Source organism: Paenibacillus sp. FSL K6-1330 (assembly GCF_037976825.1).
Classification (GTDB): domain Bacteria; phylum Bacillota; class Bacilli; order Paenibacillales; family Paenibacillaceae; genus Paenibacillus_AQ.
The window spans coordinates 5,809,606-5,835,028 of record NZ_CP150269.1 but is presented as its reverse complement, the minus strand read 5'-3'; the positions used below and the strand labels follow the sequence as shown (position 1 = coordinate 5,835,028).

26 protein-coding genes are annotated in these 25,423 nt (G+C 50.9%); 18 read left to right on the top strand and 8 right to left on the bottom strand.

Features of this window, described 5'->3' with window-relative positions; all coding sequences use genetic code 11:
* Positions 1 to 10 precede the first annotated feature (10 nt).
* From NYE54_RS26535 to NYE54_RS26495, 9 genes are all read left to right on the top strand, one after another.
* On the top strand, positions 11 to 1,351 hold the full coding sequence (locus tag NYE54_RS26535; RefSeq protein ID WP_339267391.1) for an LLM class flavin-dependent oxidoreductase: 1,341 nt from the start codon (positions 11 to 13) through the stop codon (positions 1,349 to 1,351).
* Between the two features lie 5 nt (positions 1,352 to 1,356).
* Positions 1,357 to 2,133 (top strand): ABC transporter permease, encoded by a 777-nt coding sequence (locus NYE54_RS26530; RefSeq protein ID WP_339267389.1) that lies wholly within the window; start codon positions 1,357 to 1,359, stop codon positions 2,131 to 2,133.
* Between the two features lie 39 nt (positions 2,134 to 2,172).
* Complete coding sequence (locus NYE54_RS26525; protein ID WP_339267387.1) at positions 2,173 to 3,189, top strand: ABC transporter substrate-binding protein; 1,017 nt, start codon at positions 2,173 to 2,175, stop codon at positions 3,187 to 3,189.
* 21 nt (positions 3,190 to 3,210) lie between these two features.
* Entirely contained in the window at positions 3,211 to 3,984 is a 774-nt protein-coding gene (locus NYE54_RS26520) for an ABC transporter ATP-binding protein (RefSeq protein ID WP_076324417.1), read from the top strand.
* A 36-nt stretch (positions 3,985 to 4,020) separates the two neighbouring features.
* On the top strand, positions 4,021 to 4,863 hold the full coding sequence (locus tag NYE54_RS26515) for a sulfurtransferase (protein WP_339267384.1): 843 nt from the start codon (positions 4,021 to 4,023) through the stop codon (positions 4,861 to 4,863).
* 212 nt (positions 4,864 to 5,075) lie between these two features.
* Positions 5,076 to 5,669, top strand: coding sequence for a TetR/AcrR family transcriptional regulator (locus NYE54_RS26510; RefSeq protein ID WP_076324415.1), 594 nt, complete (start codon positions 5,076 to 5,078; stop codon positions 5,667 to 5,669).
* Positions 5,670 to 5,763: 94 nt separating this feature from the next.
* Complete coding sequence (locus NYE54_RS26505; RefSeq protein ID WP_339267382.1) at positions 5,764 to 6,861, top strand: alpha/beta hydrolase; 1,098 nt, start codon at positions 5,764 to 5,766, stop codon at positions 6,859 to 6,861.
* A gap of 253 nt (positions 6,862 to 7,114) precedes the next feature.
* Positions 7,115 to 7,963, top strand: coding sequence for an AraC family transcriptional regulator (locus NYE54_RS26500; RefSeq protein WP_339273669.1), 849 nt, complete (start codon positions 7,115 to 7,117; stop codon positions 7,961 to 7,963).
* Between the two features lie 226 nt (positions 7,964 to 8,189).
* A complete protein-coding gene (locus tag NYE54_RS26495) occupies positions 8,190 to 8,708 on the top strand; it encodes a DinB family protein (protein WP_339267380.1) in 519 nt (172 codons plus the stop codon).
* Positions 8,709 to 8,814: 106 nt separating this feature from the next.
* On the opposite strand, the gene NYE54_RS26490 is transcribed toward NYE54_RS26495, so the two are convergent.
* Positions 8,815 to 9,843 (bottom strand): LacI family DNA-binding transcriptional regulator, encoded by a 1,029-nt coding sequence (locus NYE54_RS26490; RefSeq protein ID WP_339267379.1) that lies wholly within the window; start codon positions 9,841 to 9,843, stop codon positions 8,815 to 8,817.
* 324 nt (positions 9,844 to 10,167) lie between these two features.
* Here NYE54_RS26490 and NYE54_RS26485 point away from each other — a divergent pair, with 324 nt between their 5' ends.
* Positions 10,168 to 11,217 (top strand): 2,3-butanediol dehydrogenase, encoded by a 1,050-nt coding sequence (locus tag NYE54_RS26485; protein ID WP_339267377.1) that lies wholly within the window; start codon positions 10,168 to 10,170, stop codon positions 11,215 to 11,217.
* 225 nt (positions 11,218 to 11,442) lie between these two features.
* Here the strand turns inward: NYE54_RS26485 and NYE54_RS26480 are convergent, their stop codons facing one another.
* Together NYE54_RS26480 and NYE54_RS26475 are read right to left on the bottom strand one after the other, a co-directional pair.
* Positions 11,443 to 12,447, bottom strand: coding sequence for an iron ABC transporter permease (locus NYE54_RS26480; RefSeq protein ID WP_339267375.1), 1,005 nt, complete (start codon positions 12,445 to 12,447; stop codon positions 11,443 to 11,445).
* A gap of 2 nt (positions 12,448 to 12,449) precedes the next feature.
* Positions 12,450 to 13,472 carry an iron ABC transporter permease gene (locus tag NYE54_RS26475; protein WP_339267373.1) on the bottom strand — a complete coding sequence of 341 codons (1,023 nt, stop codon included), beginning with the start codon at positions 13,470 to 13,472 and terminating at the stop codon, positions 12,450 to 12,452.
* Positions 13,473 to 13,641: 169 nt separating this feature from the next.
* On the opposite strand from NYE54_RS26475, the gene NYE54_RS26470 reads away from it, so the two are divergent.
* The 3 genes from NYE54_RS26470 (at position 13,642) to NYE54_RS26460 (ending at position 15,978) form a co-directional block, all read left to right on the top strand.
* Positions 13,642 to 14,658 carry an iron-hydroxamate ABC transporter substrate-binding protein gene (locus NYE54_RS26470; RefSeq protein ID WP_339267371.1) on the top strand — a complete coding sequence of 339 codons (1,017 nt, stop codon included), beginning with the start codon at positions 13,642 to 13,644 and terminating at the stop codon, positions 14,656 to 14,658.
* Positions 14,659 to 14,807: 149 nt separating this feature from the next.
* Positions 14,808 to 15,509: an RNA polymerase sigma factor gene (locus tag NYE54_RS26465; protein ID WP_339267369.1), complete on the top strand. Its 702-nt coding sequence runs from the start codon at positions 14,808 to 14,810 to the stop codon at positions 15,507 to 15,509.
* A 94-nt stretch (positions 15,510 to 15,603) separates the two neighbouring features.
* The gene (locus NYE54_RS26460; protein WP_339267368.1) at positions 15,604 to 15,978 is read left to right on the top strand and encodes a VOC family protein; all 375 of its coding nucleotides are present in this window, start codon (positions 15,604 to 15,606) and stop codon (positions 15,976 to 15,978) included.
* Positions 15,979 to 16,128: 150 nt separating this feature from the next.
* Here the strand turns inward: NYE54_RS26460 and NYE54_RS26455 are convergent, their stop codons facing one another.
* Positions 16,129 to 16,272 (bottom strand): hypothetical protein, encoded by a 144-nt coding sequence (locus tag NYE54_RS26455; RefSeq protein WP_009595787.1) that lies wholly within the window; start codon positions 16,270 to 16,272, stop codon positions 16,129 to 16,131.
* Between the two features lie 251 nt (positions 16,273 to 16,523).
* Here NYE54_RS26455 and NYE54_RS26450 point away from each other — a divergent pair, with 251 nt between their 5' ends.
* Positions 16,524 to 17,288 (top strand): exodeoxyribonuclease III, encoded by a 765-nt coding sequence (locus tag NYE54_RS26450; RefSeq protein ID WP_339267366.1) that lies wholly within the window; start codon positions 16,524 to 16,526, stop codon positions 17,286 to 17,288.
* A 101-nt stretch (positions 17,289 to 17,389) separates the two neighbouring features.
* Here the strand turns inward: NYE54_RS26450 and NYE54_RS26445 are convergent, their stop codons facing one another.
* The gene (locus NYE54_RS26445) at positions 17,390 to 18,289 is read right to left on the bottom strand and encodes a LysR family transcriptional regulator (protein ID WP_076324407.1); all 900 of its coding nucleotides are present in this window, start codon (positions 18,287 to 18,289) and stop codon (positions 17,390 to 17,392) included.
* 144 nt (positions 18,290 to 18,433) lie between these two features.
* Between NYE54_RS26445 and NYE54_RS26440 the strand changes: the two genes are divergently transcribed.
* Together NYE54_RS26440 and fabV are read left to right on the top strand one after the other, a co-directional pair.
* The gene (locus NYE54_RS26440) at positions 18,434 to 19,183 is read left to right on the top strand and encodes an SDR family oxidoreductase (protein ID WP_339267364.1); all 750 of its coding nucleotides are present in this window, start codon (positions 18,434 to 18,436) and stop codon (positions 19,181 to 19,183) included.
* Between the two features lie 223 nt (positions 19,184 to 19,406).
* Positions 19,407 to 20,597 (top strand): enoyl-ACP reductase FabV, encoded by a 1,191-nt coding sequence (gene fabV, locus NYE54_RS26435; protein WP_339267362.1) that lies wholly within the window; start codon positions 19,407 to 19,409, stop codon positions 20,595 to 20,597.
* A gap of 117 nt (positions 20,598 to 20,714) precedes the next feature.
* Here the strand turns inward: fabV and NYE54_RS26430 are convergent, their stop codons facing one another.
* Positions 20,715 to 21,410 (bottom strand): effector binding domain-containing protein, encoded by a 696-nt coding sequence (locus tag NYE54_RS26430; protein WP_339267360.1) that lies wholly within the window; start codon positions 21,408 to 21,410, stop codon positions 20,715 to 20,717.
* A gap of 93 nt (positions 21,411 to 21,503) precedes the next feature.
* Here NYE54_RS26430 and NYE54_RS26425 point away from each other — a divergent pair, with 93 nt between their 5' ends.
* Positions 21,504 to 21,995: an effector binding domain-containing protein gene (locus tag NYE54_RS26425; RefSeq protein ID WP_339267358.1), complete on the top strand. Its 492-nt coding sequence runs from the start codon at positions 21,504 to 21,506 to the stop codon at positions 21,993 to 21,995.
* Between the two features lie 94 nt (positions 21,996 to 22,089).
* On the opposite strand, the gene NYE54_RS26420 is transcribed toward NYE54_RS26425, so the two are convergent.
* Positions 22,090 to 22,944 carry an AraC family transcriptional regulator gene (locus tag NYE54_RS26420; RefSeq protein ID WP_339267356.1) on the bottom strand — a complete coding sequence of 285 codons (855 nt, stop codon included), beginning with the start codon at positions 22,942 to 22,944 and terminating at the stop codon, positions 22,090 to 22,092.
* A gap of 138 nt (positions 22,945 to 23,082) precedes the next feature.
* The gene (locus tag NYE54_RS26415; RefSeq protein WP_339267354.1) at positions 23,083 to 24,195 is read right to left on the bottom strand and encodes a DUF3626 domain-containing protein; all 1,113 of its coding nucleotides are present in this window, start codon (positions 24,193 to 24,195) and stop codon (positions 23,083 to 23,085) included.
* A 223-nt stretch (positions 24,196 to 24,418) separates the two neighbouring features.
* On the opposite strand from NYE54_RS26415, the gene NYE54_RS26410 reads away from it, so the two are divergent.
* Entirely contained in the window at positions 24,419 to 25,180 is a 762-nt protein-coding gene (locus tag NYE54_RS26410) for a glucose 1-dehydrogenase (RefSeq protein ID WP_339267352.1), read from the top strand.
* The last annotated feature ends 243 nt before the right edge of the window (positions 25,181 to 25,423 follow it).

The window sequence follows — 25,423 nt, the reverse complement described above, 5'->3', positions numbered from 1 at the left end:
TGGCACAACTATGAGTTCAAAACGTCGTCAATTGCATCTTGGATTGTTTTTATTTGGGACGGGCTATCATCCCGCGGGCTGGAGGCTGCCCGAAGGCAAAACGGACGGTGCCTATGACCCTCAGTTCCTGAAGGAGGTTGCCCAGAAGCTTGAGAAGGCCAAGTTTGATTTCTTCTTTCTGGGGGACCGATTGGCCACGAGCGCAGATATGCAGCATTTATTCCCTTCCCAAATGACGCGGCTGGAGCCGTTTACGATGCTGTCCTATCTGGCTGCGGCAACGGATAAAATCGGTTTGATTGGCACGGTGAACACCACCTATGCGGAGCCGTACAACATCGCACGTTTCACGGCATCCTTGGATCATCTAAGCCAAGGCCGGGCCTCATGGAATGTCGTGACGGGCTCCGATCCGCGGGCCGCGCTGAATTTCAGCCGGGAGAAGCATTGGGATAACGTCAAGCGGTACGACTATGCTGAGGAATTTATCGAGATCGTCAGCGGGCTGTGGGACACCTGGGAGGACGACTCCCTTCCGCGGGACAAGGCAAGCGGTGTGTTCGCCGACGGAAGCAAAGTTCACGCTCTGGACCATGTCGGCGAGCACTTCTCCGTCGCCGGGCCGCTGAACATTCTGCGCCCGATACAGGGGCAGCTGCCGCTCATCACAGCTGGAACCTCCCTGCGCAGCCAAATGCTGGCGGCTAAATATTCCGACATGGTCTTCACGGGAACGAATGTGAAGGAAGTTGCCGTCAAATTCTTTAAGGAAGTGAAAGGCCGGCTGCCGGAGTATGGACGGGAAGCTTCGGATTTGAAGGTTCTGCCTGGACTGGTTCCGATCGTGGGCCGGACGGAGGAAGAGGCGCGTGCCAAATATGCGGAGCTGAATGAACTGGTTGTGACCGATTACGATCTGGGTCCGCTGTCGGATAAGATCGGGATTGATCTAAGGGGATATCCCCTGGAGGATCCGCTGCCGGATGTATCCGCTTCGGAAACGGCGTTGCACTGGGCCGACCTGGCGAGAAAGGCCAACGGACGGGAGGATATTACGATCAGGGATCTGTTCTATTTCTTCACCGTCACGGTCCGCGGGCATCTGCTTGTTGTCGGCAGCGCGACGCAAGTGGCGGATATCATCGAGGAATGGTTCCGGGATGAAGCGGCCGATGGATTCAATGTATGCCCGCCTTATATGCCGGGTGGACTGGATCTGTTCCTGGAGCTGGTTGTACCCGAGCTTCAGCGTCGGGGTTTATTTCGTACCGAATATGAAGGCAGCACCTTCCGGGAGCACTTGGGACTAAGCCGTCCGGGGAACCGCTATGATCTGATTGCAAAGGGGTGAGCCTGATGGGAACGAGGAAAGCCAAGAAATTTCGCGGCATCTGGGCGGGGCAAGCGATTTTGCTGCTGATCATACTGGGCATCTGCGAGCTTCTGGTTCGCACGGAGACCGTCAGCAGCTTGTATCTGCCTGCGCCCTCCAAGGTATTCCAAGAGCTGTTCAAACTGTTCGGTGAAGGGGAGATTTGGAAGCATCTGTACGTCACGCTGGCCGAATTCGTTGCGGGCTATGGAATTGCGGCACTTGGAGGCCTGGCCGTGGGCATGGCTCTGGTGCTGATTCCTTGGGCGGAGCAGTTCTTCAGGCCCTATCTTTCGGCGCTGATGGCGATTCCAAAGGTGACGATTGTGCCGCTGCTCGCCCTCTGGCTCGGGATCGGGATCACGCATAAAATATCGATTGTGTTCCTATTCTGTTTCTTTACGATCACGGTCAATACGATGACCGGGATTAAGCAGACGGCGCACAACCATCTGAAGGTCGCCCAAGTATTCGAGGCCACGCAGTACCAGACCATCATGAAGGTGATTTTGCCATCGGCTGCGCCGACCATTTTTGCGGGTCTGCGCCTATCGGCTGCAACCGGACTGGTCGGGGCTCTGTTTGGGGAGATGCTGGCGTCGAAGGATGGTCTTGGAAATATTCTCGTGAAGGCAACATCGCTGTATAATACCGCGCAGGCCTTTGCTATTGTAGCGCTGGTTACCGTCGTATCCGTACTTATTATTTCATTAATCGATTTGTTGGAACGCAATGTGTTTTTGAAATGGAAATCATCATAGACCATTGGAAAAAGCGTCACTTACAGAGGAGAGATCCATATGACCAGAAGAGGAATACGTTCATACATGATTGCATTTGCAACGATATGGCTGATCGCCATGACGGCCGGCTGCGCAAGCGGCACGGATAGCGGCAAGGGAGCAGCTCCGTCCACAGTGGGCGGAGAAAACGCTGCGGGAAACCAGCTGGAGAAGATCCGATACGCACCGCTTAGCGGTGCCAGCGGATTGGCGGTGTCCTTCGGGGCGGAGAAGGGATTCTTCGAGGAAGAAGGACTCGACGTCGAGTTTATTACCACCAAGGACCCAATTGCCGGCCTGACTAGCAAAGACATCGATGTGGTCGACGTAGCCACAACGACAGCGATTGTAGCTGCGGGCAAGGGCGCCCCCGTCAAAATTGTCTCCTCCATGTTCCGGACCAAAGGCCCATTCTACCTGATTGCCTCGCCGGAGATCAAGACGGTGGAAGACCTGAAGGGCAAGAAGGTAGGCATCGCTGTGTTTGGCAGCGGGCTGGAGGTATATACACAGGTCATCCTGAAGGAGCATGGATTGAAGCCGGAGGATGTGACCTTCATTGCTAACAGTACGCATCAGGCGGCATACGCGAGTCTGGAAACAGGACAGGTTGACGCCACGATCATCCATGAGCCGTTCGCTTCTCTCGCGGAGAAGCAGGGAAAAGGAAATATCATTGCTACAGGCTGGGATTACCTACCGACCTTCCACACCGGGGTGCTGGCGGCGCGTGAGGGGATTCTGAACGAGAAGCCGGAATTGGTCGAGAAGCTGCTGCGGGCCTATTTTAAATCGCAAGAATATGCGAAGAGTCATCCGGACGAGTATAAGGCTTACTATCTGAAGAACATCGAGATCGATCCCGAGGTGCTGGATCTGGCGCTGGAGCGCGAAGAAGTTCTATGGGAGAACAACCCGGATGTGGACATCAACGCGCTGAATGACACCCAGCAGATCCAAAAGGAATTGGGCTTCCAGGATGAGATCTACAAGGTGGAGGACATTCTGGACCTACGGTTTATTCCGAAAAAATAAAGTGTGGCAGGAGGAGTTCATATGTCTGGCTTTACGGTGAAAAATGTCTCGATGGTATATGACGGTGATCTTCCTACGATCACGCTTCAAGATATAAGCATGCAAGTCCGAGATGGCGAATTCCTGTGCATCCTTGGGCCGAGCGGCTGCGGCAAAAGCACGCTGCTCGAACTGCTGGCGGGGTTGCAGCTCCCAACGGAAGGCGAGATTTGGCTGGATGACGCGAAGATTAAGGGACCCACCCGGAGCTCGGGGGTTGTATTCCAGGATGCATCCTTGTATCCATGGCGTACGATCTCGCAGAACGTCGGCCTTGGGCTGGAGCTCGGCGGCATGAAAAAAGCAGAGCGGCAAGCGCTCGTAGACAAATATTTGAATATGGTCGGTCTGCAGGGATTCGGTTCCAAATATCCCCATCATCTGTCGGGAGGCATGCGGCAGCGCGCCGGGATCGCACGGGCGCTTGTGAATAGTCCCAACATCCTCCTGATGGACGAGCCTTTCGGCGCGGTGGACCATCTTACCCGGCTCCAGCTACAGCAGGATCTGCTCCGCATATGGCAGGAGGAGAAGAAAACGGTGGTGTTTGTTACCCATGATGTATCCGAAGCCGTCTTTCTCGCAGACCGAGTCGTCCTGTTATCTCCGCGTCCTGGGCGTATTCACCATATTTTCGACGTTCCCTATGAGCGTCCGCGCAAGCGGGAGGATGCCAGTCTGCTGAAGATTCAGAACGATATCTACTCGGCGATTTATGACGTGAAGACAGAAGAGGATTTGGAATTTACGATTTAAGAACAGCCGCTTGAAAACAGAAGGGACGTGGAGTTATTGTCAAATCTCGTAAGCAAGGAATGGGTGCTGGAACAGTTGGAGTCGAAACCGGGTCAGCTGGTTATCGCAGATGTCCGATTCAGCCCGGGTGATGCGGGTTACGGCTTTGAGGCTTACCAGCGTGAGCATGTGCCTGGTGCGGTATTCGTTGATTTGAAAAAGCATCTGATGGATCTGCCAAGCGAGCATGGCGGCCGGAGTCCGCTCCCGCATCCGGAGGAGCTGGCGCGGCGACTCGGCAAGCTGGGGATCGATGCAAATACGCCTGTCGTTGTCTATGACGGTGACCTCCGCCCGGAAGGAGCGCGGTTATGGTGGATTTTGAAATACTTGGGCCACGGGTCGGCATATATATTGGATGGAGGGTTCGCAAGCTGGAAAGCAGCCGGATATCCGCTTACTTCGGAGGAAAGTGAAGTGACGCCGCGTTCTTTCCAGACAAATGTCCAGCAGGACTGGCTGGCTGATGTGAACGAGGTGAGGGTGAAGCTTGGCGCAGCCGGCGTGACCCTGCTCGATTCACGGGACTGGAAGCAGTTCACGGGAGAAACCGCGCCGCTGGATCCGGTGGCCGGACATATTCCGGGAGCGGTGCATGCTTTTTGGAAGGACGGGATGAATGAAGACGGGACACTGAAGGGAGCAGAGCGGCAGCGGGAACGTTTTGCTGGAATATCTCCCGAGGATGAAGTAATAGTCTACTGCGGCTCGGGGTTGTCGGCTTGTCCGAACGTCCTGGCGTTGCAGGAAGCCGGATACCGCAAGGTGAAGCTGTACGCAGGCAGCTGGAGCGATTGGATCAGCTACATGGACAATCCGGTAGCCACTGGGAACGTGTAAAGCGGAAGAGCCTGCGTCTGATGCGGGTTCCGGTGATAAAGCGGTGTAGCACATATATGCCTTTGAACTCTCCTTATCTATTCTCCTGTTTTTTCTCCACTAGCGAAACACTATTCAGCAAAAATAAAACATCTTGTAAGAAACAGGAAAAAGGATTATTATATTTTTATTGACTGTACAATGTATTTATAGTCATTAAAAGGAGAGGGATTATGCCTAAGATTGTCACCGAACATGAAAAAGATATGGTGAGAGAAGCGATGTTTACACAAGGGATTGAACTGATTCGCAAGAAAGGCGTAAAGCGGATTACAGTAGAGGATATCACCAGTGCGACCCATATCGGCAAAGGTTCCTTTTACTCGTACTACAATTCCAAAGAAGAACTTCTCTATTCGATTATCAAAAAGAGCGAGAGCAGAATGTTTGAGAGAGTGGAGGCCGTATTATCTGAAAACGCAAATTTGAATGAAAGGCTTGTAAAAGTATTAAAGGAAATTTATCTGGCGGCTGACAGTATCGTGCTCTACGTTTCCCCATCGGATATAGAGCTGCTGCTTCGTAAGCTCCCAGCTGAGGTGGCGGACCGGGAAGCGTCAAAATCAAACAACTATTTTAGCAGGACGCTGTCGCTTTGCGGCATTGACGAATCGAGATGCGAAATGGATGTGCTTGCCTATTTAATGAATGCACTCCATTTTGTTGGGTCGACAGATATGTCTTTTGGTGAGCGGGGAAGAGAGAAGGCCTTGGATTTACTCGTCCATGCCATTGCCGACTATATGACGGGAGGAGCCGAGCAATGAGAGAATCCTTGGAGAAATACAAACCGTTGTATGGGATTGCCCCTAATGGCTCTGCTCTGCGTAACCCAGGTCCTAACGTTTACCGGAGGACACGATGAGCGTTATATGGATCGTATTAGCCGGGTTGCTCTTATTCACCGTCAGCTTCGTTATGTTTGCCCAGTACAAGAAAAAGAAGATTGCACATCAAATTCGGATCAATCCCATGAGTAATGGCATTGATTGCAGAGAATTCGTAACCATCGGCGGCATTTCGCAATATTTGCATCATCGGGGCGAGGACATGAATAATCCAGTGATGCTGTTTTTGCACGGCGGTCCAGGAGAGCCTATATTGCCGTTTGCCCAAGAGTTTCAGATCCCGTGGGAGAAGCATGTTACGATCGTACATTGGGATCAAAGAAACAGCGGCAAAACCTATTTTAATAATGATCCGAAACAAGTTGCCCCAACAGTTACGGTTGACCGTATCGTTCAGGATACATATGAAATTGTGAACTATTTGAAAGAAAAGTATCACAAAGAGAAGATTATCATTTTGGGGCATTCCTGGGGCTCAGTGTTAGGTAGCCTGTTCAGCAAACAATATCCGGAGCTTGTGCAGGCTTATATCGGCGTTGGGCAGGTTGTGAATATGATGGACAATGAACGCGTCGGCTATGAAAAAGTACTGGAAGCGGCGAAAATGGCCGGGAACGACAACGATTATCGGGATCTTCTTCGTTTGAAGCCTTATCCTCCGCCAGCATTCGATGACGGCATGATCAGGAACCTTATGAAGGTTCGAAAATTCCAAAGAAAATATAAGTTATCGGCTGGTCCAACAACAGAGCTTATCCTCAATGCTTTAGGTTCACCATTTTATACGCTTAAGGATATGAGATATTTTTTCATCTCCGGAGCATTTGGCGAAGGACAGCGCCCTATTTGGGAATATTTATGGGAATCGTTCGATCTGTCGTCTATGGGGGCTGCATTTGATATTCCAGTCTTTTATATTCATGGAGAGCGGGACTGGCAAACCCCCTATCCGCTGGCACAGCAATTTTTTTCGACGATCAAAGCCCCGCTCAAGCTCTTTTACTCCATTCCGGAAGCGGGCCATGTTCCCATGCTGGAGCGGAAGGGGAAATTCAACGAGGCCTTATTTGATATTTTGGAGCGAACGAATGTTACGGCGAATGGCAAGTGAGTCTCTGTACAGGGCTGCCGTTGATACAGGCGGATAGCCAAGCCAGCTTGAGCAACTGGATCAGCTGCAGGGACAATAAGGGAGCAGGGGATAGATAAGTACGAAGGTTTGTCGACCAGATCACTGGAGGCACAGCTATGGGGCTGTGTCTTTTTGTTGTTTTTTATCTGATAAAGTCAGGCGCAACAATACCAGGACTCTGCGGCAGCAGGAAACATTCTTTTTTGTGAGGGAGGGATTTCATGTGAAGGGGATGGCCTTCGAATATGCCGAAATGAAGTACTGCATACCTTCGGAGATGGAAAGAAAGGGCGGAATTTGGATTCTCCGTACAGGCCGCAGCATGGCGAAGCCCCATTATTACGTGGGCCCCAAAGTATCCGAAAACTATGCGCTGCATTTTGTTCTAAACGGAAAAATCACACTGGCTTATGGGGATGAGGAAGTTACCTTGTCGGAAGGGGATGTCTTTTGCCTGTTCCCTCATACGAGGTTCAGTTACTGGGAACCGAACCCCCATTCGGAGCCGACGCTGCGCACGCAGTGGGTCGTCCTGGATGGTGAATTAACCGACAATGCGTTGACCCGGATCGGGTTATCTCCGCGCAAGCCCTTTATGTTTGCCGGGATGAAGGGGGAGCTGCAGGCGGTGCTGAATCAAATATACGGGTGCGTGGATGACGACACCGTTGGCAACGAATTTGGACGACAGAAATGGTTATATCAGCTGTTTGAGCTGCTGGCTGCCGCCACGGTCAGAAAAGGGAGCAAATCGAACTGGCTCGAGCAAAGCGTATTTTATATGGATTCCCATTACATGGAGGGGATTACGGTTATGGATGTTGTTGAGTATGCCGGCGTACACCGGACGCATCTGTATTGTGAGTTTATCCGGGCGTATGGCATCAGTCCGAGTCATTATTTAATGAAGCTGCGGATGGAGCGGGCAGCGGTGCTACTGACCGAAACCGATGTGTCCGTGACGGAGGCTGCTTTTTCGCTGGGATATTCCAACCTCCACACGTTCTCGAGAGCATTCGCGAAATATTACCGCACGTCGCCTACCTCGTATCGGCAGCAGCATGTGCCGGTGCCAATTTAGTGAATTAGAATGGGTAGGGATAACAAGATCATGAATATATTTTTGTGAAAGCAATACGACTATTCGCGGTTACTTGGCAACATGTATGCTAGAATAGGATCAGATTATTTTCAGGAGGCGTTTGAGATGAAAACAACAATCGTTCACGGGCAAACTTATATGGGGATTAGCGCATAATTGCCCTTAAACTGCGTGCTTCCCCGCCTATGAAAAGGGGAACGACGATTTGAAAACATGGATATTGCGGCAGTATGATTACCACGTATGGGCAAACCGGAAGGTTTGCGAATATTTGCAGGGGCTTTCGGAAGAGGTATACCGCAAGGAGATAGTCAGTGTCTTTCCATCCATTTATGAAGCGATGGTTCATATCTATGTCATTGATTCCGGCTGGCTGTCGTTTTTTAATGCGGGCGGAGTCTCGGAGGTGTCACCTTTGTACCTGGAAAATCTCAAGGATTCGATCGATCGGCTGGTTGCGGAGACAGAAGGCAAGCGAATCGAAGAATTGGGGCATCTAATGGACGATCTTGCGGTGCGCTTCAGGCTGTTCATCGAAGAGCATGAGAATCTGGAAACCGTCTATCCGTCCGGAGACTTTAAAGCCAGCTGTCTGGATTATATCCAGCATATGGTCAATCACGGGTCGTACCACCGAGGAAACGTAACCGCCATGCTCCGGCAAATCGAACATCCGGGTACGCCTACCGACTACGGCTATTACTTGTATACTTTGAGTCATTAAGCGTCCAATATTCCAATTAAAGAGTCGAAAGAAAGAGCCTGGGACTTCATGTTCCAGGCTCTTCTTTATGGGCCTCGGTTGCTGCATCCTAGTCGGTTGCTGCATCCTAGTCGGTTGTTGCATTTCGTATAAAGGACATGCTGGATTCCCTGACGATGAGCCTCGGTTCGAATTGCACGCGTTCGTATTGGCCGGACTTTTGCTCGCGGAGCCGCTTGAGCAGCAACTCCGTAGCCAGCCGGGCTACTTCATCGCCCATGATGGACACTGAACTGATCTGAGGCGTCGTGACGGTGGTCCATACATTGTTATCGATGCCGACGACGGCCACATCATCGGGAACCCGGACCTTCAGCTCTTTAAAACGGTTGACGATGCCGATAGCAACCATATCGTTTACCGCATAGATGGCGTCCGGCATATGCTTCAGGCCATGGAAATAGTCCGCGGCACGAACCCCTGTTTCAAACGAGAAATCCTCCCCGAAATAGACAAGCGACGGATCAACTTGCGTCAGCGACTGCTCATATGCCCAATACCGCTCTTCGATTTTATCCTTGGGCGCACCGGCATAGGCGATGCGGGTCCGTCCGATTTTCAGCAGATGCTCCATAACAAGCCTGCCCTCCTGGCGTGCGAGGCCTACGATATCGGCTCTATACTCATCTCCCAGCTGTTTCCCGTAATTAATGATTGAGACGGGGAGGCTCGATTTGTTGATCAGGTCGCCCAGTGTTTTCGGATAAGCCAGCGGCATGATAATCAAGCCGTCTACGTGCAGCTTCTTGATATCTCTTACGATTTCAAGCTCGTTTCGGGCATTCCCGGCTGTATTGATCTGAACGACTCGATATCCGTGCTGCTTGGCGGTCTGTTCCACCGACCAGGCGATTTCTGGGATGATCGCATTTCGAATGTCAGGCACGGCTAAGGCGATTTGATTCGTCTGCCGCACCTTCAGGCTTTGAGCCGATGTATCCGGACTAAATCCGATTTCTTCGATCACCTGCAAGACCCGTGCTTTCGTTTTCGGACTGATTCCCTTGCTGTTGTTGATGGCTCGGGACACGGTTGCTATTCCAACGCCCGCTTGTTTGGCGACATCTTCAATCGTCACTTTTTTGGGATTCACCATATTCAAAAGTCCTCTCTATATCGGAAACGTTTCCTGTTCTTGTTCTGATTTGAGATCTTAATGGAGCAATATCTATATTATACCATTAAGAATACCTTTAAATCATAGAACACCTCGACGAAGAAAAGAGGTGCAGGGTGCGTTCTGTATACATTGCTGATAATCACTGAAAAAGAGGAGGAGCTTAGATCGCCGGTTGTCCATGACATTTCATACATTTTAGTGGAACGGGTTTGACAGATTGTCAAAACTGTGACATATTTGATTTCGGAAACGTTTCCTGTTTTGTTTTTATTTTTTCGAACCCATAAGGAGATGAAGACAATGCAAGCATTGCGCTGGCATGGAGTAAAGGATCTGCGTTTGGAGACAATTGCAGAGCCGCAAGCAACGAGTGGAAAAGTGAAAATCAAGGTCGAATGGTGCGGGATTTGTGGTAGTGATCTCCACGAATACGTAGCTGGGCCTATATTTATACCTGAGAATACGCCTCATCCCCTTACCGGAGAACAGGCTCCGGTGGTAATGGGTCATGAATTTTCTGGCCAGGTGGTAGAGGTTGGCAAAGGCGTCACGAAATTCAAGGCTGGTGACCGCGTGGTTGTTGAGCCTGTATTTGCATGCGGAAAATGCGAAGCTTGCAGACAAGGCAAATACAATCTGTGCGACAAAATGGGCTTTCTCGGCCTTGCCGGCGGTGGCGGCGGATTCTCCGAATATGTAGCTGCGGATGAGCATATGGTTCATAAAATTCCGGACAGCGTCTCCTATGAACAAGGGGCTTTGGTAGAGCCTTCGGCAGTCGCCTTGTATGCTGTACGCCAAAGTCAGCTGAAAGCAGGGGATCGGGCAGTTGTATTCGGTGCGGGACCGATTGGTCTGCTCGTTATCGAAGCATTGAAGGCAGCAGGGGCGTCCGAGATTTACGCAGTAGAACTATCTGCTGAGCGTAAACAAAAGGCCGAAGAATTGGGGGCTATCGTCATTGATCCTAAGGCTTACGATGTCGTAGAAGAACTTCATCGTCGGACCGGCACCGGGGTAGATGTGGCATTCGAAGTAACGGGTGTTCCACCTGTACTGAATCAAGCCATCAACTCTACGAAGATCGGCGGACAGATTATGATTGTCAGCATATTCGAAACCTCCGCTCCGATCGTGCCGAATGACATCGTGATGAAGGAGCGTAATATTACCGGAATCATCGGTTATCGCGACGTATTCCCGGCTGTCATTAGCCTGATGGAAAAAGGATTCTTCCCTGCGGATAAGCTGGTAACTCAGCGGATCAAACTGGATGAGATTATTGAACGGGGCTTTGAGGCTCTCCTCAAAGAGAAGAACCAGGTGAAGATTCTGGTGAGTGCTCACTAATAAAGCCGCTGCGTGACGCAGTTGCACAGCTTATGAAAGACAACGTAATGCGGTCTTTTTGCTTTGCGGAATAAAAAGGTTGCCTCCGAGCTTAGTCAGAACAGTGCATAGCACTCGCTCATGTGCGCCAATCAAGCTTTTAGCGCATGACACAAAAGAACGGCGATTTCCTCCTGCATGGACCGGGAGGAGATCGCCGTCTTTTTTTAAAAAAAACTGTTCAACTTAATCCTTGATCAACAAATAAATAAAGTAGGGCGCTCCAAGACAGGAAACGACCAATCCAACAGGGATCTCGGAAGGGGCCATCAGGTTCTTGCCGATCATATCGGCAACAAGCAGCACCAGAGAGCCAAGAAGCGCAGAGACAGGCAGCATTCCCTGATGACGGGGACCCACCAGCTTACGCGCCAGATGCGGAGCAACCAGTCCAAGAAACGCGATGCCGCCGCCAACGGCCACGCAGGCACCTGCCAGGGCAACGGAGATGAACAGGAGCGTTCTTCGCTCGCGCTCCACCATAACCCCAAGCCCAGCTGCCGTATGGTCTCCCAGGTTGAGCACATTCAAATTTTGCGATTTATATACCGCCCAGGGAACCAGCAGAAGGATCCACGGAAGGATCGCATAGACATACTCCCAGCTTGCTCCCCAGATGCTTCCGGACAACCAGATGGTAGCCTGCATGAAATTGTTGGGGTCCATCATGAGCTGAAACACGATAATAAGCGCTCCGAAGGCCGCGTTGATGCCAATCCCCACTAAAACAAGCCGAATCGGCGTCACGCCTTGCTTCCAGGCTATTGAATATATGAGAAAGGCAGCGAGAAATGCCCCGAATAGCGCGGCAAAAGGCATGATATAGACGGACCATATGCCGGAACTGAACGAGCTGCCTTGAAAATAAAAGATATACAGCACGACAGCCAGTCCTGCTCCGGAATTAATGCCGAGAATGCCCGGATCTGCCAACGCGTTCCGCGAAACACTCTGCAGAATAGCGCCGGAGACGGCGATTCCCGCACCGATCAGAATGGCAATGACCATGCGGGGTAAACGAAAGTGCATTAGAACGGTATAATTCTGCTCAGATCCTGTTCCGTTGAACGCTTTGATGACCTCAGCGAGCGGGATTTTCATCGTTCCCATATTCAGGCTGACCAGAAACACGGCTAATATGGCCAGCAGCAGGATCATCGACACGGACATCACTTTTCTTGTTGTATTCATCGTTACAGTCCCCTCCCTTCGCGTCGTGCAAGATAGAGGAAGAAGGGAACGCCGATGACCGCCGTAATCGCACCGACAGGCGTCTCGAACGGAGGGTTGATCATCCGCGCCCCCACATCGGCAAACACCAGCAAAAGTGCTCCCATGACAGCGGAGCAAGGGATGATCAGTCGATAGTCGGGACCTACGATGAAGCGAACGATATGCGGGATGACAAGCCCCACGAATCCGATCGTTCCGCCCACAGCTACCGCTGCGCCCGTGAGCAGCAGCACAACGAGTGTGCCCAGGAACTTCACGACTCCCGTTTTTTGGCCAAGCCCGGTAGCGACCTCTTCGCCCAGGCTCATGACGGTAATGGATCTGCTGAGCGCCAGCGCAATCAGCAGCCCGACAATCGCGACGGGGATCAGGAGCTGCACGTTTACCCATTGCACGCCCGACACGCCTCCGGCATACCAGAAGCTGATATCCTTGGCAACGTTAAAGCGGATGGCAATGGCTGAGGAAATCGAGCTGAGGAGCGCGGTTACGGCAGATCCGGCCAGCGCCAGCTTGACGGGCGTCAGGCCCCGTTTGGATAACGAGCCGATGAGAAGCACGAGTCCTGCCCCAAGGCCCGCACCGGCAAAAGATAGCAGCATGAGCACGGTGTTGGACGGCGACTCCATAAAGGCAAACCCAATCGACATCATGAAAGTGGCACCTGCGGTGACTCCCATAATGGAAGGGGAAGCGAGCGCGTTTCTTGTCATGCCCTGCATGATGGCTCCGGAAACAGCCAAGGAACCGCCGATCAGCGCAGCTGCCAAGGCCCTCGGCATGCGCAGTCTCTGGATAATCTGGTGCGAGGTGGAATGGGCATCGAATCGAACAAACGCCTCCCATATGGTGGACAATTTAATATTCGACGCACCATAGATAATCGAGGATGCCATAGCGACAGCCAGGAGGCTAAGCCCCAACAGAATGACGACCGCGGCCGTCTTGGGGCGATAAATGGATTTTGCGGTTTTTTTGTTCATGGGCTGATTTGCTTGCATAGTCACCTAAACCTTCATGTTGATAAAAAATTTTAAATAACGTATTGTAATTGAGAATGAATTTCATTATCATGGTTATTATTATATCACTTCATCCTAAGATTGCTAGTGATCTAGGCAGAAAAAATATACATAAAGGGGATCTGTAACAATGAATCGATTCAAGAAAAAAATATGGATAATCGCAGGACTATTGGCAGCTTTCACGCTGCTTGCAGCTTGTGGAAATAGCAAGGAAGCAGCCGGGAACGAGCCAACGGAGGCCCAAGCGCCAAGTGACCAGAACAACAGCACCGAAGCCAAGCCGGACGAAGGAAGCACAGAAGCCAAGACAGAACGCACATTGACAGACGCTATGGGCCATGAGGTGAAAATTCCGGCGGAGCCGAAACGAGTGATAGCTTCTTACTTGGAGGATAACCTCGTGGCATTGGGTATTACTCCGATTGCGCAGTGGTCGGTCAAAGGCGGAAGCGTCCAGGATTATCTGCAGGACTCATTGAAGGATGTGCCTACGATTGAGCATGATCTTCCCTTTGAAGCGGTAGCGAGCTTCCAGCCGGATCTATTGATCATGGACTCGGCTTCCATGGTAGAAGGCAACAAGTACAGCCAATACGAGAAGATTGCTCCAACCTATGTCATCGGCAATGAGGTCAATAACGATTGGCGCGAAGAGCTGAAGAAAGTGGGAGAAATCTTTGGCATGGAGGAGGAAGCGCAAGCGGCGCTCGATAAATACGAGCAGAAGGCAAAGGATGCCAAGGAGAAAATCCAGCAATCGATCGGCGGTGAATCTGCTGCAGCGATTTGGCTTGTCGGCGGTAAATTGTTCGTCGTTAGCGAGACGTTGTCCAGCGGAGCCGTTATGTACGGTGACTTGGGTCTCACGGTTCCGAGTGTGGTGAAGGAAATTTCGGCATCGGCTACGGGCAACTGGTCATCCATTTCCCTGGAAAAATTGGCGGAGCTCGACGCGGATCATCTGTTCTTCATTAATAGTGACGGCGAAGGGGCCGAAGTGCTTCAGGATCCGCTTTGGGCGAATATTCCGGCTGTTAAGAACGGCAACATCTATGAATATGGAAAAGATACGAGCTGGTTGTATACAGGCACGATTGCCAACAGCCAGATCATTGATAACGTGCTGGAGAGTTTGGTGAAATAAACGCTATCAGATCGAGCAAATCAGCCGTCTTCCCATATTAGTGGGGAGGCGGTTTTTTGTATGGATGAGTATATGGAACAAGGACGGCGCAAACATTCAGCAGGAAAATGTGGACACTCAAAGAACTAGTTAGCGAGGTGGGAATGATGATGCCGAAGTATATGCCGGACTTATCCAATGTGCAGGCGAAGCTGCACCGATACTGTATGCGAATCTCAGGGGATCCATGGGAAGCGGAGGATCTGTTTCAGGATGTCATGATAAAGGTGATGCGAGCCGTTGAAACCGATCCTGGAAAATATCTGTCCAATGCCTACTTATATCGCATCGCAAGCAACGCGTGGAAGGACCGACTGAAGAAGGATAAGCCCGGATTGAGGGTTTCCGAGGATGCGTTAGGAGATAGGGCGGCCGAGGATGACGGCTTATCCACCAGGGAGCTTCTGGAGACATTAGCGGATCGGTTATCCCCACGGGCGATGGTTATTTTGCTGCTGATGGATGTTTTTGATTTCACGGCCAGGGAGACGGCTGATTTTCTCTTCATGTCGGAAGGGACGGTTCAGGTGTCGCTCGGACGTGCGCGAACCAGGCTGAAGAAGCTGCATCGCATACAGCAAACAGGCGTGGAACCTAAACCGCAAGAGAGAGCCCGGGCAGGCACAGCCGCAGGACTGGATATGGATGCGCTTGTGGAGGCTTTTCGGAAAAGGGATCCCAAAGCCATTTGTACCTCGTATCTCCAATTGACGAGGCTGCGAATAAGAATAAGCAAATTGAGCCGGGTTGGCGGAGCCCTTGCATTTTATATGGAAGATCCGGATGGTAATGCGTGGAAACTTACAGAATAAAAAAATTATATTTGGACGCTGTCTGGTTTTAGCCCGAAATTTCGTTTCTTATGTGTCAGATGCTATATAACTAAATCAAAGAGGAGGAAGGAGTTTGAAAAAATCCCTATTGTACGGCGTTGGCATTTTTGTACCGGTCAGTGATCTGAAGCGTTCGACGGCCTGGTATACGGATATGCTCGGGTTTGAAGTGATCCACACGGATGAACCGAATGCGGTGGTCATGCGAATGAACGATGAGAAGGTATCCTTCTGCCTCGTGCGGTCCTATGAGGTGAAGCAGCCGGTTTTTCCCAGGAATGATTATGGCGTGGGGCAATATTTCAACCTGCATACCACGAATGTGAGTGAAATTCATCAACGATTGGTTGCCAAGGGAGCCGACGTGACTGAAATTGAGGATTTTGGCGGGTTCAGAGGCTTTTCCCTGACGGATCCAGACGGCAACCGCTGTGGGGTCACGGAGTAACGACATCGAGAAGCGGGATGGTTATAACCGACGGGCATCGTGTTTGCCCAGATGATTGAATAGGAAAAACACCCATTCATTGCCTTGGCATGGATGGGTGTTTTTGCTGCGGTGATTATTGAATGTGCATCGACAGTCGTATCAAATCCGTTATTCCTGATCTCGACAGTGCTCCTCGGCCGCCGAAGTAAACTCTTCCTCATTCTCGGAAGCAAGCTTGTCACCGTATTGGTCCAAACGTTCAGGACTGCTGGAAGGACCGTCGTTCTTTGGTTTGCTGTTTCTGCCTGTCATGCTGTACTCCTCCTTATATGGGGTTCTCATCGATTGCGGACGTACGAATGATCGCAGTTTGCGAACGTTTATGTTGTTCCTGATTTGGCGCGGGATTATGCACGCAGGGCTTCATCTTCCGAATATGAAGTTATGATGAAAGCGCTCGTAGCTGCTTGTTCGTTTCAGCCGTGACATGATACCATAATAGAATTTAGAAGATTCATAGATTCAACACGCTTAAACGATATGGATACCACGGAGGTTGCGATATGAAGCTAGTGTCATGGAACGTCAACGGATTGCGGGCCTGTGTCACGAAGGGCTTTATGGATTATTTTCAGCAGGTGGATGCCGATATATTTTGCGTGCAGGAAACGAAACTGCAAGCAGGGCAGATCGAGCTCGATTTAGGGCCGGAATATCAACAATATTGGAACTATGCAGAGAAAAAGGGATATTCGGGAACGGCGATATTTACGAAAATCGCACCACTGTCCGTACGCTATGGTCTGGAGGAGGACAGCGAGCCGGAGGGCAGAGTGATCACGCTGGAGTTTGAGGACTTCTATCTTGTGAACGTATATACGCCGAATGCGAAGCGTGACCTGAGCAGGCTGGATTATCGGCTGGAGTGGGAGGAACGGTTCCGTGCTTACTTGCTTCAGCTTGACGAACGCAAACCCGTGATCGCATGCGGCGACTTGAATGTGGCGCATCAGGAAATCGACCTGAAAAATGCCAAGTCCAATCATGGCAACTCCGGCTTCACGCTGGAAGAACGGGGTAAAATGACCGACCTGCTGTCAGCCGGCTTTATCGATTCCTTCCGTTATTTCTACCCGGATCGCACGGATGTATACAGCTGGTGGTCGTATATGGCCAAGGTAAGGGAGCGGAATATCGGCTGGCGCATCGATTATTTTTTGACGTCTGCCCGTTTAACCGAGAAACTGAAGGATGCCGAGATCGACTGCCATGTGATGGGAAGCGATCATTGCCCGGTGAGTTTGACGCTTAGCGAGTCACTACGTTAATACCGATTTTTCTAAAAAAGCCAACCGAAGAGCAGGGGACGTGATAACGGTCACGCCCCTTTTTGCCGGTTGGCTTTTATATTCGGGAGCAAAGGTGGCGTTTACCCAATCTGATGTTTCAGCTTGTCCAGGAAGATCGATGCCGGCTTCGACAGATGGTGCGTTCCGGGCTGTACCCACCCGAATGAGGAGGCAGCGTGGCCCGGGGGCATCTCCAGCTCCAGCGTTACGATGTTTCCCGAAGGTATGGGAGTGAAGCTGGAGAAGGACAAATCGACCCCCACCGTGACCGCTACATTCTCTTCGACGACCTTCTGTATGACCCTCGTCTGGTTGGTTGAGAAGAGCAGATCCATTTCCCCGTACTGCTCCTCGAATACATCCATCAGTTTGAATAGACTGTCATCCTTGTAGAGAACCAAGGGGTACTTACGCAGTTCTTCCGGCGTGATCGATTGCCGCATGGCGAGTGGAGATTGACGGCTGACTCCGACCACGAATTTGCTCTCCAGCAGCTTGCCGAAATGGAGGCCGCGGTGTTGATGAATGATGGAATCATCGACAAAAATCAAACCGATATCCGCATGATTTTGTTTGATATCCTCAATAATATCAAGAGTCGCTTTTTCCGTGATTTCGAGTTTGATTTGGGGAAAGTCTTTTTTGAACTGAATAATGGCATCGATGGACAGCGTTAAGGGTACCGGAACGGTAGCAATCCGCAAAGATCCGCTCAGCAGGTTGGAATATCCTTCGGCCTCCGATTTCAGCTCCTGAAATTGTTCCAAAATGGCGTAGGCTTTCTGGAGAATTCGCTGGCCCTCGGCTGTGGGTACGGCACCAAGCCTTGATCGGGTAAACAAGGAGAAACCGAACTCGGCTTCTAGGCTGGACACCGCTTGGCTGACGGCGGAAAGGGTAACGTTGCAATTCTGGGCTGCTTTGGTTAATGATCCTGCCTTGGCCGTCTCCACGATATATTCCAGTTGTTCAAGATTCATATGACCTCATCCTTAATTTATAGTTAAGTAATATTAATTAGGTTTAAATTTACTTAAATATAACGCGGCGTTACAATGAACACAAGGACATTGACACACAATGTTCAAAGAATAACGCTATTTTGCCCTAGGAGGTCATTGATAATGTCAGAACAACGTGTAGCGGTAATTACCGGTGGAGCGAGCGGAATCGGTCGTCAGGTCTCCCTTAAATTTGCAAGAAAAGGCGATCGCGTCGTCGTAGCCGATTATAATGAGGCTGCCGGTCAAGAGACGGTGAACATGATTAAAAAAGAAGGCGGCGAAGCCACTTTCGTTCAAGTCGATGTTTCCAAACAAGAAAGCGTCGAGGCCCTTGTGGATAAAGCGGTTGAGCTTTATGGCCGCATCGATGTCATGCACAACAATGCGGGGATTGGCGGCGCTGGACCGGTTCTCGAGCAAAATATGGATCTCTACCATCGCACCATTAACGTGAATCAGCACGGGGTTGCCTACGGTATTATAGCGGCAGGCCGAAAGATGAAAGAGCTTGGCATTAAAGGCGTAATCATTAATACAGCATCCGTATTCGGATTCCTGGCTTCACCCGGAACGTTTGCTTATCACGCTACAAAAGGCGCCGTCATCATGATGAGCAAATCCGCTGCGCTTGAACTGGCACCATACGGCATTCGTGTCGTTGCCGTTGCTCCTGGAGCAGTTGATACACCGATTATCCAAGGCTATAAAGATTCAGGAATGCTGGATTCCATGAGAGCCAAAGTCATGGGCGGAGAATTAACACAGCCTGAAGTTGTAGCGGATACCGTGTATCTCGTGTCTCTGGATGAAGCTGCTGCGATTACAGGCAGCGTGGTCATGGCTGACCAAGGCTATGCTTCATTCAAATAATTCGTTCGGTATTTAATGGCAACGTATATAGAGCATTAAACATACAGAACCTCTCTTTGGAAGGAATGCAGGCTTAAGCCTCCGTTATTCCGAAGAGAGGTTTTCTTGGTTTTCCTGTCAAAAGATTTCCTCTCTCCACAAAAAACAGTTAAAATAGAAAGGAAATTTAAAAGACCATACATATGGTGTCAGACAACGAGTACTGGAAGAGAGGTATATAAATATGATCATTAAACCTAGAACACGCGGATTTATTTGCACAACGTCCCATCCTGTAGGCTGCGAAGCCCAGGTGCAGGAGCAGATTGATTATGTGTTGAAACAGCCTGGCATCGAGGGGCCGCGCAATGTGCTGGTCATCGGCGCTTCAACGGGCTACGGCTTGTCCGCCAGAATTGCTGCCGCATTCGGCTCCCGGGCGAATACTGTAGGTGTGTATCGTCCCAGCCAGGCAACCGAGAAGCGGACCGCTTCGGCGGGCTGGTACAATTCGGTCGCTTTCGAGAAGGCAGCGGAGGCCGCAGGCTTAAAATCGTTCAGTGTGACGGGAGATGCTTTCACGCAAGAGACCAAAGCCAAGACGGTTGAGCTTATCCGCCAAGAGCTGGGCCAGGTTGATCTTGTGGTGTACAGTGTTGCCTCGGCGCGCCGTACGCTGCCTGAGACGGGCGAGACGGTCAACTCCGTATTGAAGCCGATCGGACCAGCCTATACCAACAAGACGGTAAACTTCCATACAGGTGAAGTGACGGAGGTAACGATTGAGCCGGCCACGGAAGAGGAAGTGAAGAACACCGTTGAGGTGATGGGCGGTGACGATTGGGAATTATGGATGAATGAGCTGGCGGAAGGCGGCGTATTGGCTCCTAATGTGACCACGATTGCGTTCTCCTATATCGGCTCTGAGATTACCAAAGCTATTTATCGGGACGGATCCATTGGACAAGCCAAGGATCATCTGGAGGCCACCGCGCTGAAATTGAATGAGAGGCTCGCTGCCGGAGGCGGACGGGCTTATGTAACGGTCAGCAAAGCGTTAGTGACCCAATCCAGCTCGGCGATCCCGGTCGTTCCGCTGTACGTATCGGCGCTGTACAAAGTCATGAAGGAGAAAGGGCTGCACGAGGGCTGCATCGAGCAGATCTATCGTCTGTTCTCCGATCGTCTCTATAACGGGCAGGAAACGCCAGTCGATGAGAAGGGGCGTATCCGCATCGACGATTGGGAGCTTCGTGAGGATGTGCAGGCCGAAGTGGCCGAATTGTGGAGCAAGGTTACGAGCGAAAATATTGAAGAATTGACGGACCTTGCCGGTTACCGCCGCGAGTTCTTCCAGCTGTTCGGCTTTGAAACCGACGGCGTGGATTATGATGCGGATGTGAATCCTGTAGTTGATAATCCGAAAGCCATTTAACGACTAAAAGCGAGTCCCGGACATGATCGGGGGCTCGCTTTTTTTAGCTGGAACAAGACATTTGCCCCTGTGTAAGGTGTGACTTACCGAAGGATTGATGACGATTCGGGAAGTCTCTTATTCAATTAAAGGGATATAGATTTGGGCTTTAGAGGCATGTATCGAGGTTCTCAGTTCCAAGCTGTAGAGCGTCGGGTTTGGCGTAAGGCTCCGTTGTTTCAACTGCTGGATAACATAGGCATAGGATTGGTCGGTATCCTCCCGGTCGGCATGCCCTTCATGGGTATACATGGCATATTCCTGTGTCGGCAGGGTTAAACTCACCATCCGCTTTGGCGTATCACGAATCGTGGTTACCTCGACTCCGGCTACATAATGATAGATCTGCTGCCGGTTCAAAACAGCTGCAATATATGAGGGACTCGATGTTTTCTTCCGGATATATGGAATTTCCTCCATGCGGTCCTGGAGTTCCTGCCAGAGTTTTGGCTTGAGGGCTTGAGACATATAATAAGCCGTGAAAGGAAGCTTCATCTCCAGGCCGACGATCAGGGTCTGCGGTTTGATGATCCGCTGAATGGATTCATTCGTCTGCGAAGGTTGTTCTCGCATTTGCCGCGATGTCAGCATGGAATAACCGCCGTTTTTCCCCTCATTAGCGTATAAAGGAACACCTAGACGAGACAGCTCGTGAAGATAGCGGAGCATCGTACGGTACGAAACCGAGAATTCTTCGGCTAACTCGCCGACGGTGAAGTTTTGCCGTTCATACACCCGCTGCATGACCTTAAGGATCCGTTCGGTTTTGGGCATGATTTCGCTCCTATGATTTTTTTATACTGTGACAGTTTCTGGCATAGTTCAAGTATATAATGAAACCAAATATAGGATAAAGGAGCATTTCTAATGGCTATCGATCAACGAAACGAAGCAGCGGTTACGAGTAAGGAAGCTTTTCAGGCGATAGGATTGAAGTGGGAAGGCACATTTGCCGAGGCGGGTGCAGGCGGGATACGTGCGGTGCATCGAACGCTGCAGGAGCGGCTCGCGGAGATCCCCCATGTCTTACATACCGACACGTTGCTGGGGCTATCTTACCACGCAGCTCCCGGCGGTGACGGATTTATCCATTATGCGGTCGTGGAAGTGGAACGGATCGACGAAGTTCCGGACGGGATGGTTATGATATCCGTTCCCGCTTTAACCTATGCCACTTGTGCTCATCGGAAAGAGCAGAGCATCGATCAGTCCTATAACAATATCTATGCCTGGATCAAAGAACAAGGTTACTCGGAATATAACCCGGATCATTTAACGCATTTCGAAAAATATCCGATGAGTCAGGATCCTTATGCGGATGACCCCGAATTTATCATCATGATTCCCGTTCAGATTTGAGCATTTGGTGCTCACCGCACGGATCGATATGAAGCTCCTGTTCATGATCTTCGTAGCGGTGAGCAAAAAAATTCATCGTTTCAGCGGAAATGTACTATGCCTTTCTAACTACAGGAATCCATAACTCGTTCTTATACTCGTCCGGAGGAAGATAGCATTCGATGGCAGGCAGCGGCGCGAGATCATAAGTATGGGATGGTATCCACTCCGTATAAAGACGCTTCCACATCTCCGCAATGCCGCTCGGATCTCCTTCCAGCTCGAATACGGCCCAAGTGGCGGCAGGGAAATGCCGCTGTATCATCGGTTCCTGAGGCGTATCCTTGGATACGACGGACATGATGTAGTCAAAATGCTCATTCCTCCCGTAGTCACCGTCTGCACAGACACCCAGTATGCCCCGGATCGAGTGGTCTTGCTCACGATAGTTCCATAGCTTCTCGAAAATGCCCTTCTCCTGAGCCTCCATCCAGAGGCGGGGAACGTCTTCATAGGCACGTTGTGTGTTTACTTGCTCCTTGAAACCGACAACGGAAAACGCCTTTATTTCTTCGATTCTGTAATTCATTTCGGCAGCCCCTCGCATTGAGAATTGAAAGGAGATGCGGGGATAAGCCTTCAGTTTGGTGCCGGTCTGGCGTGCGGCCGTCGGCGTTGTGCCATGCATGTTCTGGAATGCACGCGCGAACGCCTCCGGGGAATCATAACCATATTTAAGGGCAAGGTCGATTACTTTGATTTCGCTGTTTTGCAGCTCGTAGGCGGCCAGTGTCAGCCGGCGTCTCCGTATGTATTCAGACAGCGAAACATCCGTAATGAACGGAAACATGCGTTGAAAATGGTACACGGAGCAGCATGCGATCTGAGCAGCTTCAGCGTAATCGATCTCCTCGGTTATGTGTCCTTCTATATAGCCTATGGCCTCATTCATCCGCTGGACCCAATCCATCCGGTCATCATCCTTTCTAAGATCAATATATAAGAAGCTGCGCCCAAAAGACCTAGCCGTTGCTGCACGGATATCGCTAGCCCGGTTATCTTTAGTCGGACCCTCAGGCCAGTGCACGTACATAGGGAAAAATACAGCTTAGCGGTTTGGTGTACACGGATACGAATGTCCATACTTTACGAGCACATGCCACAGCTGTTTGAGATGCTGGAAGGTTTCATCCAATGTTCCCCAATCGCTCCATTCGCTTGGATCATGGTGCAGTTGAGCAGCGGCTTTGCCAATAAGGGCTGCATCCAGTATGCCCAGCGAGCCTCCAAACCGTTGATCGATCCGCTTGGCGAGCGGCGGCATGACGGGTCCCCGGAAATCATCCGGAACATCCTGTAAGGCAAGGCAGAAGCCTGGATGCCAGGACAAGGTGAGGTCATACCGTTCACATAATGCATGGAGCAAATGCCCGATCGGGGAGTCCTTATAGGACGGATCGGCCACCAGGGCCTCCACATCGCTGGACAAGTCGATGACACCATGGATCTGCGCTTCAATATAATCATCCAAGGAACGACCGACAGGCCCGGAGAAACCGGTATGCGAAAAAGGCAGATGAAGAATGCGTTCCAGCATGGATGGAATGTCCACATTAGGGAAGCCCAGGGCCGCGCCAGTGGACTCGACTTGATGCAAGAGTGCAGCGAGAATCGAATCCCATTGACGGATGGTGCCCACAAATTCAGGACCTGCATGACTGTCTCCGAATGTAAAGGTGCAGCGGGTCAATATATTAGGGGAAAGCACCAAAAAACAGGAACCGAAGCGGGGCGACGCACCATCGGCATAATGCATGAGATTGAGTGCCCCGTATTTGGGCCGCTCGTCATTATGTACGCCGGGCTGCTGGTAGGCACCGCCAAACAGGAGCCGTTCCCATTGGTCGCGGTCGCCGCCCGGGTAGGCGGTTTTGCTTCCATTCGTCACGCTCGTGATGAACTGGTTATGATATATGCCCTCTGCCAAGAGGGATTCGATGACAGCGTGCCCGGTGGGCCGTATCCGATCCGGATGGAAATTCAACGTGACGTGGGCAGACTTTCCGAGACTGGTTAACAGCGAGCTGATCGTTACGGGGTCTTGTTCATGTGTCCTCAAGATTTGTTCCGTCATTTCCAAAGCGACTTTTCGTTGGCCCGCCGCTGTTGATTCGACATGAAGAATCGCTTGTTGCTGCGCTTCAGATAATCGTTCGCTCATACTTGGATTTCCTCCATACTCTCCATACTAGACAACGATCGCTATAGTTCTCATCATTTCTAGCCCACGGGCAGAGATTCCTCTATTGCTGCTGCAAATTAACGTACTTTAGGCCTTAATCGGATGGATTTACTGGGGAGGAGGATCTGGCAAAGATTGCCACTGACCAGCCATCATGCTTTAATGAAACTACATAGAATCTAAGGTGATGGAGGTATTACATATGCAGCCTAATTTCAGCATTCAGGATAAAATCGCAATCGTGACGGGGGCCAGCAAAGGCATCGGTTATGGACTAGCCCAAGCGCTGGCAGCAGCAGGAGCCAAGGTTGCCGTCATGGCACGAAGCAAAGACTCGCTGGATCGATTGGTCGAGGAAATTTCTCAAGCAGGAGGTCAGGCCAAGGCCTATGAGCTGGACGTCCGGAATGTGGAGCAGATCCGAACCGTGTTTGATCAGGTAGCCAAGGATTTCGGCCGACTCGATATCGTGGTTAATAACGCGGGTCTGGGAGAGGGGAGGCTTGCGGAAGATATCACCGAGGATTATTGGGATGAGATGATGGACGTGAATTTGAAAGGTGTATTTTTCTGCTGTCAGGCTGCTGGCCGCATCATGCTGGAGCAGGGGTACGGAAAAATCATTAACGTCAGCTCCCAGGTGAGTGTCGTTGGGATTACGGAAGGGGCTGCCTATTGCGCCTCCAAAGGCGGTGTGAATCAGCTGACAAAGGTGCTGGCGCTGGAGTGGTCCAGCCGTGGCGTGAACATCAATGCCGTCGGTCCTACGTTCATCCATACGCCGGGAACAGCCGAGCGACTGGACTCCCCCGATTTCCGCGACGGTGTCCTGGCACGGATCCCGGCAGGGCGGATCGGTACCATTGGCGATGTGGCTGGAGCCGTTATTTATCTCGCCTCCCCGGCATCAGATCTTGTGACAGGCACTTTGCTGCTTGTGGATGGCGGCTGGACGGCACAATAAACGCGCGGGATAATAAACGCCGCTTGGTGCTGTCGATCGAGGGGGCTAAGGCGATGGAAACCCGTCAGCGGCGAATCGATAAGACCATTACGATTCTGAACGAGGGACGTTCACAGTAGAGATAGCCTGGCAATTGAAAAAAGAGTAGAGTAACATGGAGGCGCTTAAAAGGCGCCTCTTTTATACATAAAGGATCATTTAGTGGGCAAGAAAATTATATCTCAAATGTAAAATATATGATAT